Below are 13,151 nucleotides of genomic sequence, written 5' to 3'. Positions count from 1 at the left end.
GGATCACGGTGCGGTGATGTCCATTGGATCGGCTGCACGTACTTGCAGACCCTCCGGCGGCAGCGGCAGCGGCACGCACACGGCCTGGCTCCACGACAACCCGTACGCATCCGGCGCGTCGGGCATGCGGTAGTCGATGCGGCAGCGCCGCTTGCCATCGGGGTCGACGATCAACGCGCCGCTGTCCTGCGCACCGCGCAGCTGGATCACCCCGCCCTGCCCGACTGCACCGGCCGGCGCGCCGTCTTCGCCCTGCACCACCGCCGCAAACGGCAGCGGCTGGCCCAGCGCGTCGGTGGCGTCGATGAACAGCGTGCGCTCGCGGCGCACCTGGAACGGCACGCGCACGATGCCACCGGCGGTGGGTGCCACACGCTGCGAGGTCTGCAGCAGCTCCACCTCGATCGGCAGGCCGGAGGGATCCAGGTCGATGGTGTTCCAGCGATAGGGGCTGATGTGCGGCAGCAGCGCGTAGCCGTTGCGCGCCACGCGCAGGTCGGTGCTGCTGCCGATGCGTGCGCCCTGCGCACCCGGCGCCTGCACCAGCGCGAAGCCGTCGCCCACGGGAGCACCCAGGTTCAGGCCACCGCTGTGCAGCGCCACGCTGCCCGATGCGCCAAGCGACAGGCTGCGGTAGTCGCCGCTGCGGCTGTAGCCGGCGTTGAGGTTGCCACGGCTGCCCTGCCACGCGGCATAAGCACTATGGCTGTTCTGCCCGTTGCCCTGCGTGCCGGACAGGCTGTAGTTGAGCGCGCGTGACTCGCCCAGGCTGCCGGTGATGCCCAGCTGCGACTGCCGCCCGCTGTCGGCATGGTTGAGCTGGGTGCTGGCACGCGGTGCGTTGGCGCTACGGCCCAGCGGTACACTGAGGGTGAATGCGTAGCGGGTGTCCTGGCGGCCATCGCCCACGCGGAAGCGCAGCGCGGACACACCGTAGTTGACCCGCCCCAGCGTGCTCTGGAAGCCCACCTGGAAATCGTTGCGGCGTCGGGCGCTGTCCCAATAAGACACATGGCCGCCGCTGAGATACAGGTTGCTGCGCTGGCCCACCCTCTGCGAGAAGTTCACCTGGTAGCGCTGGCGGGCGCGCTGGTGCAGGCCCCAATCGTCGTTCTGCACCCGCGCCACGTCGTTGAGGCTGAGAAACCCACGGGTGCTGTAGCGGTACGCAGCCAGGCCAACATTGGTACCGGTTCGCGCCACATAACGCTGGTAATTGAGGCGGAAGCTGTTGCCCGCAATGGTTTCGCTGCCGCGCTGCCGGGCGCGCGAATGGGTGACATCGGCACCAAATGCACCGATGGCGGTGTTGACCGCAGCACCGGCCAGCAGCGCGCGATAGTCCTCACCCAGCTGGGCGCCACCCAGCACGGTAAGCCGGTTGTTCACGCCGCGGGCATAGGTTCCTTCGGTGAAGCGCAGCGTCTGCAGCGTGTTGCCGGTGTCGCGCAGTTCACCGGCAGTGACCGCGAAGCGCGACGAACCCGCGCGAAGCGCCTGCGGAACGGCCGAGAAGTTGACGCTGAAACGCTGCACGCGGCCATCGGCTTCGGTAACGCTGACGTCCAGATCGCCGCCGAAGTTGGTGGGATACAGATCCTCGATAGTGAACGGGCCTGGCGCCACATTGCTTTCGTGGATGATGCTGCCGTTCTGGCGGATGGTGACCACCGCATTGCCTTCGGCGATGCCCTGCACCACCGGCGCATAGCCGCGCAGCGAATCGGGCAGCATGCGTTCGTCGCTGGCCACGCGCACGCCGGTGAACGGCACGCTTTCGAACAGCTCGCCACCGGTGTTGCCCTGGCCCAGCAGCAGCTGGCTGCTCCAGCGCGGAATGTCGCGTTGCAGATGGCTGCTGATGACCTCGTGCCGGGTGCCCTGTCTGCCATGGGTGAACGATGCGCGGTGGCGAAGCCGCCATGCGCCCAGGTTCACGCCTGCCCGCAGCCCAAGGTAACTGCTGTCGCTGCCTTGGCTGCGGTAGTGGTTGGCGCTGTAATCGATGAAGGCAGCGGTGATGCCGTCGTCGCGCAGTTCCGGTGCCACGAAGCCACGCGCGGCGATGGCCTGTGCCGCCTGCGGAATGCTGAGGGACAACTTCAGCTCGCCACTGTCGAAGGTGGTGCTGGCGCCCTCCACCAGCGCTGACAGATCCACACAGGTGCTTTCTTCGGCGGGCAGTGCCTCCAGGAACGCAGGCTTCAACGGCAGCCCGCGTACCAGCGCCGGTGACAGGCATGGCACCGCAATCTGCGGGTCGTCCTGGATGACGAAGCGGATGTCCTGGCTGCGCAGGAACTCGCCGTTCACATGCACGTCCACCGCGTAGTCGCCGGCCGGCAACGGGTTGCCGTTGGCGTAGCGCGCCATGTCGATGGCTTCGCCGCCGATCAGGAAGCCTTCGCTGAACTCGACCGGCGCGGCGGCGGCATCGAACGCCAGCCCCGTCGACAGCACCGCACCGATGGCGGCGCAGAGCGAGCGCGCGGTGGCACAGGTGCGATCAACGGTGTTCATCGGTAGTCGGCGGTCAGCACCGCCTCGCCCTTGACGTCGCCGGGCACCAGAGGGTCGGCCGTACGCAGATAGCGCGCACTGAACGGAATGGCCTGCTGGCCCTTGCTGGACCAGCCGTGCGACCAGACCTGGCCGAACTGCACCGGCTGGCCACCGCGCAGCAGCTGCACCTGCACGCCGCCAGCGGTGGTACCTGGAGCCGGTGCGAGTTGGCCATTGCTGCTGCCAGGGTCATTGGCGTCAGCCAGCGACAGCTGCACATCGATGTTGTCCATCGGGCAGTTCATCGCGACGTCGAAGCTGGATTCCTTCGCGTTGCTGCCGCTGGCGGCGAGTTCGTTGGCAAGAACGTCGTCGAGGGTGTGGGAGGCGTTGGCGAGCGTGCAGGTGACGGGGGGGACGATGATTTCCAGCCGCACATGGTGCTGCATCGACTGGCTTGGATCACCTTCAACCGACGAGGTGATGGTGCCCAGGTCGGTCATGGGAATGCTCTCCATGGCACCGCCGCGGAAGAAGATCACCATGTAGACATCCACGTTCATCGGCTCTGTTTGGGTGACAGATTCTCCGGGGTGTCGGTTGCGAACTCCGAGCTCGATGGGAGGACCGCCATAGCTTCCCTGGCTGCTTTTCTTCACGCTGAAGCTGAAACCAATCAGTGGCGATCTTGGTCCTGTGCTGTAGACCTTATAGATGTAGCTGTCCATCTGAACATCCCGCACATAGGTGAGACCCGTGAGTGGTGCATCGATGTTGAATGCAGTTTGTCCTGCCGTGCATTCGAAGCCACCAGGAATCTGGCCAGCATTGAACACTCTGTAACGCGTATCCGGCCGATCAATGTTCGGCATCGTCAGCGACACCGTCAGATCCTGATCACCCGGATTCAACCTCACACAGCTCGCGTTGGCCTGCTGTGCTTGCAGCGCCATCGCAGCGATCATCAGTAGCGCCACCAACGCTGGCACACGCGATATGCGCCGCGCAGCGGCGGAGGGAAGGATGGGAACGCACATGGCGATTCCTTCGGCAACGAATCGAGGCCGCGCAGTCTAGGCAGCGGCACTGTCACTTCCTATCGGATTTATTGCAGTTCGCGAACGTCAACGCGCTTTTGCAACTTGTTGCATTCCGCGGCCTGGCGCGCGCATCGAAACTGGTCGCACTGGCTGCCATGGGCGGTCACCGCGTGCCTTCATTCCACAATCGAGAACTGTCATGTCCCTGACGCTCCGTCTGCTGTCCCTTTCTGTCTTCGCCATCGCCGCACCGTCGGTGTCTGCCGAATCGCTGGAAATCACCGGCGAACTGATGACCTCCACCTGCTCGGTGGGCTCCACCGGCGGCACCATCACCGTGCCGATGGGCAAGGTGGACCTGGCCTCGGTCAACGCCAGCGCCCGTGCCGGCCAGAAGAACTTCACCATCGCCCTGGACTGCTCGGGTTCGGGTGCGTCGCAGGATGTGGGTGTGCGCTTCGGCGGCACGCCCGACGGCAGTACCGGCAACCTCGCATTGACCGCCGCATCGACCGCCACCAACGTGGGCGTTGCGCTGTACGACGCGGCCGGTAACCAGCAGAAGATCGGTGAGGACCCGGCCGTGTGGGTGACCATCGCCGCCGGTGGCAGCGGCCAGCTGGACTACAGCGCGTGGTACGCCTCACCGGCGCAGAACGCGCGGGCTGGCACCGCCAATGCCTCGGGCGACTTCGTGGTGGTCTACAAGTAACGCGCTTCCGGCAGGCCGGCGCCACGCAGCGACGGCCTGCCCCTTTCAACGAGGTTGACCATGAAACTCCGCGTCAGGACGTGGATATGCGCGCTGCTGTCTGTTTCGGCAGCCCTGCCGGCATCGGCCGCGGTGACGCTGCAGGGCACGCGCATCGTGCACGATGCCAGCAAGGGCCGCGACGTAACGGTCAGGGCCAGCAACGTGGGCGAGTTGCCCGCGATGACGCAGGTGTGGATCGATGACGGCGACAGCCAGTCGCGCCCGGAGAACGTACGCACGCCGTTCCGGCTGACACCGGCCGAGCCGCGACTGCTGCAACCGAAGCAGGGGCAGGCATATCGCGTCACTTACGCACCACGCCCGTCGGAGTCACCGCTGCCAACCGATCGCGAATCGGTGTTCTATTTCAATCTGCTGGACATTCCGCCCAAGCCCAGCGATGCCAGTAGCAAGAACCTGCTGCAGTTCGCGGTGCGTACGCGGGTGAAGCTGTTCCATCGCCCGGCCGGGCTGCCGGGCAGTGCACGCGATGCAGCGGCCACGCTGCAGTGGTCTGCCGATGGTGATGGCCTGCGGGTTCGCAATCCGAGCGCGTACCACGTCTCGTTGAGTTCATTGACGCTGGCCGATGGCCGCAGCGTGGACGTGGACATGATCGCGCCGGGGGCACAGGTGCGCTATGCGCTGCCGGAAGGTGCAGCGATGCCCGCAACGGTGGCGTTCAAATGGCTGGATGATTACGGCACGCCCCGTGAGGCCGAGGCGCGCGTTGATCGGTAAACGTAGATCGGGCTTCCGCAGTGCTCCGGCAATGACTTGCACTGAGGGTGGCATACGCGTCACGCTGCACGCCACAGCCTCACAACCCAGGTTCGCACCATGGCGTCACCCCCGGGCTCCGTGCTTGCCACCCTGCAAGGCCTGCAGCGCCGGCTGCTGTTCGGCGGCGGTGCCATCTTGACCCTGCTTCTCCTGGCCGCCGGCTGCGCGGCGCTGTGGCTGCGGCTGGAAACGGTGCACCTCAACGAGCGCGAGGCGCTGCAGCGCGGCCAGCAGACGGTGGATCGCTACATTGGCGAGCGCAGGCGGGCCTACGTGGCCAGCTTGAACACCAACGCCATGCTGTGGGCTACCCAGCAAACCGCACTGGTGGCCGGTGGCCTGCCTGTTGCTGCCCGCTTTTCAGCACAGGATGGCCAGGCCGGCGTGGTGGCACCCGGCGCCCTGTCCGTCCCCTGGCTGGCGCTGTCCCCGCGCGAGGGCCGTCTTCCGCCACAGGCGGAGGCGGCGTACCTGGGCATGGTGCAGACCTATTCGGCGTACATGGCCGCCACCGTAGCGGCGCAGGATTCGCCCACTTCCTTGATCTCCTTCGCCTTCGAACCGGAAGGGCGCCTGTTTGCGATCGCCGGGCTGCATGATGAAGCGCAGCTGCTGCAGCACATGAAGGTGCCTACCCGTGAACAGGCACTGGCCGCGCTGGCACAGACCGCCGATGCCGGCTGGCAGTCAGCGGGTGCGGACTCCGAGCTTCAACTGGACAGTGGCCGGCTGCGCGCCTACTTCGACCGCAATCCGTTCACCGGCGAGGATGCACTGGTCACCCAGATGCGCCTGCGCAGCAATGGCACCCCCTTCATCAACCGGCTGACGTTTGAACCGCTTCAAGGCCTGCGCGAGCGGTTGGAGGAGGCCAGCCCGGGAATGTGGGTGGTGCTGGACCGGCAGGGAAACGATGTTCTGCGCAGTGCTGCGGACGCTGCGATTTCCGGGCCTGCGCTGCGCGCCGCGCCATCGCCCCGGCCTACGCTATTGGCACTGCCTGCCGGCCGTGCCTTCGTGATGTCCGCACCCTTGCAGGGCATCGACTGGACGCTGCTGCGGCTCTACCGCTGGACCGACATCTGGACGGCGCAGCAGACCTATCTGCTCGGGGGCGGGCTGGCCCTGACCGCCCTGCTGGCCGCGCTGTGGACGCTGTTGCTGCTGGTGGACCGGCGCGTGCTGCGGCCGGCGCTGGAAGAAGCCGCACGGGTGCATGAAAGCGAAGCGTTGAGCCGCACCTTGATCGAAACGTCGCCGGTCGGCCTGTGCCTGCTCGACCAGCAGAGCGGGCAGTTGATCCTGCACAACCAGGCACTGGAGCAGCTGATCGGCGACACCACCGGCAACCTGTTGGACGCACTGGTCGGCCGCCTGGTGCAACGCGTTGACGGCCAGGTACACGGGCAGCGGTTCGAGGCGCCGTCCGCGGACGAGCACGGTCCATTGCGCTACCTGCAATCCATCGTGGCCGCCGCGCGCTACCAGCGGCGGGCGATCTGGGTCTGCGCGGTGACCGATGTGACCGCACAGACCGAAACCCAGCAGCGCCTGCTGGATGCACGGCGTCATGCCGAACAGGCTCAGCACGATGCCGAGGCCGCGGACCAGGCCAAGACCGCCTTCGTGGCAATGATCAGCCATGAAATACGTACCCCTTTGAGCGGCGTGCTCGGCCACCTTGAACTGCTTGCCCGCCAGACCATGCCGGCGGCGGCGCATAGGCATGTCACGCGCGCGCGCAGCGCGGCCGATGTGCTGCAGGGGCTGGTGAACGACACCCTCGACCTTTCCCGTATCGAAGCCGGGCTGATGACGCTGGAACCGGCGCCTTTCGACCCGCGTGCGCTGCTGCAGCAGACCGCGACACTGTTCGAGCCACAGGCCACCGCGAAGGGCCTGCGCCTGGAGCTGCACATCGGCGATGCACCGGGACCGGCCTACGTGACCGACGCAGGCCGCGTGGCGCAGGTGATCAACAACCTGGTGGGCAATGCGGTGAAGTTCACCGCGTCGGGAACGGTGGCGGTCAGCGTTGATGCCTCGCTGCGGCCCGATGGCAGCGAGTGGCTGCACGTGGAAGTGCGCGATACGGGCCCGGGCATCGATGCCGAGGCGCAGGCCGTGTTGTTCAAGCCGTTCGTGCAGGTCGGTGCCGGTTCGGCACGGCAGCACGGCGGCAGCGGCCTGGGGCTGGCCTTGTGCCAACGCTTCGCCGAACTGCTCGGCGGCACGCTCGGCGTGCGCAGCACCCCGGGTGCCGGCAGCGTTTTCCACCTGGACATTCCGGCACGCCGGACCACCGCCGTGGCAGGCACGCCGCCACGGCCGGCGCCTGTCGAGCGCGCGCATCCCTCGCGCGGCCACGCGTTGTTGGTGGATGACAGCGTGATCAGCCGCGACGTGACGCTGGGGCAACTGCATGCGCTGGGTTGGCAGGTCACCTTCGCGGCCGACGGCGAGGAGGCGTGGCAACGCTGGCGCGCGGGCCGGTTCGACATCGTGCTGACCGATCTGAACATGCCGCACCTGGACGGATACGGGCTGGCCCGGAAACTGCGTGCGGATGACCCCTCCATCCCCATCGTCGCGCTCACCGCCAATGCGATGCCCGAGGACGCGCAGCGCGTACGCGAGGCCGGCATGTCCACGCTGCTGCTGAAGCCGCTCGACCTGCCGTCGCTGGAGGCCGCGCTGCATGGATTCGACCTCGATCGCTCGGCACAGGCACCACTGCCTCCGGTAGTGAGCGCGGCGGTTCAGCGGCAGATGCGCGAGGCGTTCCTGCAGACCGCGCACCGCGACTACGCGGCGCTGACCCAGGCGCTGGACAGTGCCGATGCACCGGCCATGATCGATCAGCTGCACAGCTTCGCCGGCGCGCTGGTATTTCTGGGAGAGCCCCAGGCGGCGCGCAGCTGCCAACAGGCCGAGCAGGCCTTGCGTAGCACCGGTGTGACAGATGCGACGTCGAAGTCAATCGTCATTGAGGCTATCGCGTTGATCGCGGCGAGCATCGAACGTCAGGTTGCCGCGCAGCAGCAGGCATGACCTGCGTGCTCAGCCGGCGAAGTGCTCGTACCCGCTCGGGCCGTCGTGGCCTTCGGTATGCACGCCCTGCCCTTCCATGATGCGGCCGATGCGGGTGATCGGCAGATCCAGCGATTCGGCAACGAAGTGCAACGCGTCGCGCTGGTCGGCGGCGGCGGTGAAGCACAGTTCGTAATCGTCGCCGCCGTGCAGCGCGCACTCACGGGCAGCATCGCGGCCCAGCAGTTCGCGCAGCGCCGCTGACATCGGCAACGCATCGGCATCGACTTCGGCGCGCACGCCGCTGCGTGCCGCAATGTGGCCAAGGTCGGCCAGCAACCCATCGGAGATATCCACGGCCGCATGCGCGAACGCACGCAGGCGCAGGCCGAGGGTGACGCGCGGGGTCGGCCGCAGCAGGCGCAGGCGCAGGCTTTCGTAATCGGCCAGCAGCGTGGCGGTGGCCACGTTCAGCGCACCCTGCTGCCATAGCCGCAGCGCACCGGCAGCGTCGCCGAGGGTGCCGCTGACCCAGATGTCATCGCCAATCTGTGCGCGATCACGACGCAGCGCCTGGCCGCGCGACACCTGCCCCATCGCAGTGACCGACAGCGACAGCGGGCCACGCGTGGTGTCGCCACCAATCAGGGCGATGTCGTGCTGGTCGGCCAGTGCGAAGAAACCGTCGGCGAAGGCCTCGATCCAGTCTTCGCTGGCTTCCGGCAACGACAGCGCCAGCGTGCACCACGCCGGGCGCGCGCCCATCGCGGCGAGGTCGGACAGGTTGACGGCCAGCGTCTTCCAGCCGATATCGAACGCCCGCGTTTCGGCCGGGAAGTGCACGCCGCTGTTGAGCGTATCGGCGGTGACCACCAGCTGTTCGTTCGGGCGTGGCTGCAGCAGTGCGGCGTCGTCGCCAATACCGAGCACGATGTCGTCGCGCTCGGCGGTGCGGGCGCGGATGCGGTCGATGAGGGCGAATTCAGCCAGGGACATGGGGCGTTCCCGTGGGGGTGGCGGCGATCTCGGGCATCGGTGCCAACCAGGGTTGGCACCCACCAGAAGCGGAGTCAGGGCCGGTATCGACCCAGCAGGTCACGGCCCGTCCAGGACGAGCAGAACCGGGTCAGTGACCCGATTCGACCTTGCGCCATTCCACGGCGGCACGATCCAGCACGCCGTTGACGTAGGTGTGGCCGTGTTCGGAACCGAAGCGCTTGGCCGATTCGATGGCTTCGTTGATCACCACGCGGTACGGCACATCCAGGCGGTAGCGCAGTTCGTAGGCGGCCAGGCGCAGCACCGCACGTTCGATCGCGTCCACTTCTTCGATGCCACGGTCCAGGTACGGGCCGAGCGCTTCGTCGATGTCGCGACGGTTGTCGAGCACGCCGTGCACCAGCGCCTCGAAGTACGCCAGGTCAGCGATTTCGCGGGCCTGCTCGTGGGCGAACTGGGCGATCAGCGACTGGGCGTTGCCGCCGGAGATCTGCCAGGCGTAGATGGCCTGCACGGCACGACGGCGGGCGCGCGAGCGCAGCACCGGATCGACGCCATCGCGGCGGACGGGTTTACCGGAGGGCTTGCCCTGGGTGTTCTTGTTCATGGCAGCTGCTCCAGAAGATTGACCATTTCCAATGCGGCGAGTGCGACTTCCTCGCCCTTGTTGCCGTGGCTGCCGCCTGCGCGGGCCTCGGCGTCTTCAACGCGTTCCACCGCCAGCACGCCGTTCAGCACCGGCACGCCGAAGTCCAGCTGCACGCGCATCAGGCCCTCGGCGCAGCGGTCGGCCACGTGTTCATAGTGGCGGGTATCGCCACGGATCACGCAGCCCAGGGTGAGGATGGCGGCGTGTTCATGGGCGGCAGCCAGGCGCGCGGCCACCAGCGGCAGCTCCCAGGCACCCGGCACGCGGATCACGTCGATGTTGGCTTCGGTGATGCCGTTGCCGGCCAGGCTCTGGCGGGCGCCAGCGACCAGCGTATCGGTGATGCGGGCGTTCCAGCGGCTGGCCAGGATGGCGAAGCGCGCCGATTCGGGAGTGCGAAGATCGCCTTCGTAGTGGCTCATATGCGGCTTGGGGGACTCGATAAGGGGGTAATTCTAGCGTGGATGGGCCCCGGCCGTGGCTGGCGGGGGCCTGGGGAACCCGCCGGGCATGGCCCGGCGCTACCGGATTAGGGGGCGCCGGGGTAGCGCCGGGCCATGCCCGGCGAGCGCAGCGGGCGGGTTACGGGGTAACCGTCTCCACCACTTCCAGGCCGTACCCGGCCAGGCCGATCTGGCGGCGCGGGGTGCCCAGCACGCGCAGCTTGCCCAGGCCCAGGTCGGACAGGATCTGCGCGCCGGCACCGTTGCGGCGCCACTGGCTAACGTCCTTGTCCTTGCCCGGCACCACCGGCGCCGGCTGCTGGCGCAGGCGGGCCAGCAGGGCCTCGCCATCACGCGGGGCCTGCAGCACCACCATCACGCCACTGCCTTCAGCATCGATCGCACGCAGGGCATCGGTGGCGGCCACGCCGAAGTCATCACGGCGCCAGTGCAGCAGGTCGGCCAGCGGGTTTTCCACCTGCACCCGTACCAGGGTGGGGGTGTCGGCATCCGGCGTGCCACGGACCAGGGCGAAATGCAGGTCGTGGGCGATGCGGTCGCGGTAGGTGACCAGCTTGAACGGGCCGAATTCGGTCTCGATCTCGCGCTCGTCCACGCGTTCGACGGTCTTTTCGGTGGCCAGGCGGTAGGCGATCAGGTCGGCGATGGAGCCCATCTTCAGGCCGTGCTCGCGGGCGAACACTTCCAGTTCCGGGCGGCGCGCCATGCTGCCATCCGGGTTCAGGATCTCCACCAGCACGCCGGCCGGTTCCAGCCCGGCCAGCATGGCCATGTCCACGGCGGCTTCGGTGTGGCCGGCGCGGGTCAGCACGCCGCCCGGCTGGGCGATCAGCGGGAAGATGTGGCCAGGCTGGTGCAGGTCCGACGGTTTGGCGTTGGGTTTCACCGCAGTGCGGATGGTGTGGGCGCGGTCGTGCGCCGAGATACCGGTGGTGACGCCCTCGGCGGCTTCGATACTGACCGTGAAGTTGGTCTGGAACTGCGCGGTATTGGCCTGCACCATCGGCGCCAGGCCGAGATCGGCGGCGCGGGTGCGGTTCAACGGCAGGCAGACCAGGCCACGGCCATGGGTGACCATGAAGTTGATGTCGCTGGCCTTGACCAGCTCGGCGGCCATGATCAGGTCGCCTTCGTTCTCGCGGTCTTCGTCATCGACGATGACGACCATGCGGCCCAGACGGATGTCTTCCAGGATGTCCGGAATCGGGGCGAAATTCATGCGGCATCTCCCTGTGGGTGCTGACCGTTGGTCGGCACACTGATCAGGCGCTCCACATAACGGGCGACCAGATCGATTTCAAGATTGACCGCGCTGCCTACGCCTGCGGCGGAGAAGGCAGTGTTGGCCACCGTGTGCGGGATCAGGGCGACGTCAAACCCTTCATCGTCCACTTCGTTGACCGTGAGGCTGACGCCATCCACGCAGATCGAGCCCTTCTTGGCGATGTAGCGGCGCAGCGCGGCCGGCGCGGCGAAACGCCAGCGCTGGGCACGCGCGTCTTCATGGATGGACAGCACCTGGCCGAGCCCATCGACGTGGCCGCTGACCAGATGGCCGCCGAGGCGGTCGGTCGGGCGCATGGCACGTTCCAGGTTGATGACTGCCCCTTCACCCAGCTGGCCCAGCGTGGTCAGGCCCAGGGTCTCGGTGGAGGCATCGGCCTGGAAGCTGCTGGCGTCGAATGCGATGACGGTGAGGCAGACGCCGTTGATGGCAATGCTCTCGCCCATCTGCACGTGGTCGAACGGCAGATTCCCGACATTGAAGGTGAAGCGGACATCGCCGCCGATGGATTCGCGTGCAGCCAGACGGCCGACGCCTTCGATGATTCCAGTAAACAAGAAACGTTCTCCGCGAAAAGTGAGCGAAAAACGCCGCAAGGCAAACAGGCACGCGCAGGGCATGAGCCCTGTGGCACCGTCTTCTTTCATCCGGACTATGACCGTCGGCTCCGGCATTGGACCGGATCTGCTGACCCCCGGCCGTGGGCCGGGGCGCTCGCGGGCTCGTGCTTGCGCACCTACCGCCGGTGGGGAATTGCACCCCGCCCTGAAGACGTTTGTGTACCGGCGAACCGGCCTGGCTAGTGTACCAGCCCGGGCTGAACGGGGTCGGATGCCACAGCTGTGACGGCCGTCGCTCGCAATTTGTAAAACTTTCATTAAAATTCCACCCCGGACGACATGAGGTCGCCACGGGCAGCCCGCTGGGGCAGGCCCGCCAAAGGACTGAAATTCACAGGAATTCCCATGCGCAAGATGCTGATCGTGGCCGCCCTGCTGGCCGCCGCCCCGCTCTCGGCTTCGGCCGACGCCCTGAGCTACACCTACGTCGAAGGCGGTTGGACGCAGGTCAAGGTTGACGACAACGCACTGGACGACCCGAAGGTCGACGGCGGCTACCTGCGTGGCTCCGTGGCCATCGCCGAACAGGTCTACGTGTTCGGTGGCTGGTCGCGCACCAGCAAGACCTACCATTACAGCGACGGCTCGCTGAAGCTGGAACTGAACCAGCCGGAGCTGGGCATCGGCTACCACATGCCGTGGACCGACCGCCTGGACTTCACCGCCGATATCGCCTGGGTGCGCCAGAGCGCTGAACTGACCGACCGTTACGACGGCTACAGCGACCGCTACAAGGACCACACCAACCTGGGCCGCGCCACCCTGGGCATCCGTGGCAAGCCGTCGCGCATGACCGAAGCCTGGGCCAAGGCCGGCTACATGGACGGCGGCAACAACTTCAAGGGCACCTGGGTCGGCACCGTCGGCGGCCAGATCAACTTCACCAGGACCTGGGGTCTGGTGGGCGAGATCTCCGGCTACCGTGACGTCACCCAGTACTCGGCCGGCGTGCGCGCCAGCTTCTGATCCAACGATCGCTCCTCGTCGTGCGATCGAACGGGCCCCGCAAGGGGCCCGTTTTTTTG

At 67.1% G+C, this 13,151-nt stretch carries 11 protein-coding genes and 1 riboswitch; of the genes, 4 read left to right on the top strand and 7 right to left on the bottom strand.

The features are described from left to right. Nucleotides 1-3: 3 nt before the first annotated feature. Together AC5P8D_RS17910 and AC5P8D_RS17905 are read right to left on the bottom strand one after the other, a co-directional pair. Nucleotides 4-2,520 (bottom strand): fimbria/pilus outer membrane usher protein, encoded by a 2,517-nt coding sequence (locus AC5P8D_RS17910; protein WP_495203549.1) that lies wholly within the window; start codon nucleotides 2,518-2,520, stop codon nucleotides 4-6. Beyond that, nucleotides 2,517-3,539, bottom strand: a complete 1,023-nt coding sequence (locus tag AC5P8D_RS17905; RefSeq protein WP_495203548.1) for a fimbrial protein — start codon at nucleotides 3,537-3,539, stop codon at nucleotides 2,517-2,519. Before AC5P8D_RS17905 ends, AC5P8D_RS17910 begins: the two co-directional genes overlap by 4 nt. A gap of 202 nt (nucleotides 3,540-3,741) precedes the next feature. On the opposite strand from AC5P8D_RS17905, the gene AC5P8D_RS17900 reads away from it, so the two are divergent. The 3 genes from AC5P8D_RS17900 to AC5P8D_RS17890 all read left to right on the top strand — a co-directional run bounded on the left by AC5P8D_RS17900 (nucleotide 3,742) and on the right by AC5P8D_RS17890 (nucleotide 8,130). Further along, on the top strand, nucleotides 3,742-4,254 hold the full coding sequence (locus AC5P8D_RS17900; protein WP_049435632.1) for a fimbrial protein: 513 nt from the start codon (nucleotides 3,742-3,744) through the stop codon (nucleotides 4,252-4,254). A 60-nt stretch (nucleotides 4,255-4,314) separates the two neighbouring features. After that, nucleotides 4,315-5,037 (top strand): fimbrial biogenesis chaperone, encoded by a 723-nt coding sequence (locus tag AC5P8D_RS17895; RefSeq protein ID WP_495203547.1) that lies wholly within the window; start codon nucleotides 4,315-4,317, stop codon nucleotides 5,035-5,037. Nucleotides 5,038-5,136: 99 nt separating this feature from the next. Then, complete coding sequence (locus AC5P8D_RS17890) at nucleotides 5,137-8,130, top strand: ATP-binding protein (RefSeq protein ID WP_495203546.1); 2,994 nt, start codon at nucleotides 5,137-5,139, stop codon at nucleotides 8,128-8,130. Nucleotides 8,131-8,139: 9 nt separating this feature from the next. Here AC5P8D_RS17890 and thiL read toward each other — a convergent pair whose 3' ends face one another. The 5 genes from thiL to AC5P8D_RS17865 form a co-directional block, all read right to left on the bottom strand. Continuing rightward, nucleotides 8,140-9,105, bottom strand: coding sequence for a thiamine-phosphate kinase (thiL, locus tag AC5P8D_RS17885; RefSeq protein WP_495203545.1), 966 nt, complete (start codon nucleotides 9,103-9,105; stop codon nucleotides 8,140-8,142). A 130-nt stretch (nucleotides 9,106-9,235) separates the two neighbouring features. Next, the gene (gene nusB, locus AC5P8D_RS17880; protein ID WP_005415268.1) at nucleotides 9,236-9,715 is read right to left on the bottom strand and encodes a transcription antitermination factor NusB; all 480 of its coding nucleotides are present in this window, start codon (nucleotides 9,713-9,715) and stop codon (nucleotides 9,236-9,238) included. Next, nucleotides 9,712-10,179 carry a 6,7-dimethyl-8-ribityllumazine synthase gene (ribH, locus tag AC5P8D_RS17875; RefSeq protein WP_010481977.1) on the bottom strand — a complete coding sequence of 156 codons (468 nt, stop codon included), beginning with the start codon at nucleotides 10,177-10,179 and terminating at the stop codon, nucleotides 9,712-9,714. Before ribH ends, nusB begins: the two co-directional genes overlap by 4 nt. Before the next feature lie 160 nt (nucleotides 10,180-10,339). Further along, nucleotides 10,340-11,440, bottom strand: a complete 1,101-nt coding sequence (ribB, locus tag AC5P8D_RS17870) for a 3,4-dihydroxy-2-butanone-4-phosphate synthase (protein ID WP_159359791.1) — start codon at nucleotides 11,438-11,440, stop codon at nucleotides 10,340-10,342. Continuing rightward, complete coding sequence (locus AC5P8D_RS17865) at nucleotides 11,437-12,063, bottom strand: riboflavin synthase (RefSeq protein ID WP_478421201.1); 627 nt, start codon at nucleotides 12,061-12,063, stop codon at nucleotides 11,437-11,439. The genes ribB and AC5P8D_RS17865 overlap by 4 nt, the downstream gene beginning before the upstream one ends. A gap of 74 nt (nucleotides 12,064-12,137) precedes the next feature. Then, nucleotides 12,138-12,283: riboswitch (FMN riboswitch) on the bottom strand. A 188-nt stretch (nucleotides 12,284-12,471) separates the two neighbouring features. On the opposite strand from AC5P8D_RS17865, the gene AC5P8D_RS17860 reads away from it, so the two are divergent. Then, a complete protein-coding gene (locus AC5P8D_RS17860) occupies nucleotides 12,472-13,092 on the top strand; it encodes a hypothetical protein (RefSeq protein ID WP_010481980.1) in 621 nt (206 codons plus the stop codon). Nucleotides 13,093-13,151 lie beyond the last annotated feature (59 nt).

The sequence above is a fragment of the Stenotrophomonas sp. YJH_SMC_101-4 genome, assembly GCF_059370395.1.
This window is presented reverse-complemented; position numbering and strand designations above follow the sequence as displayed.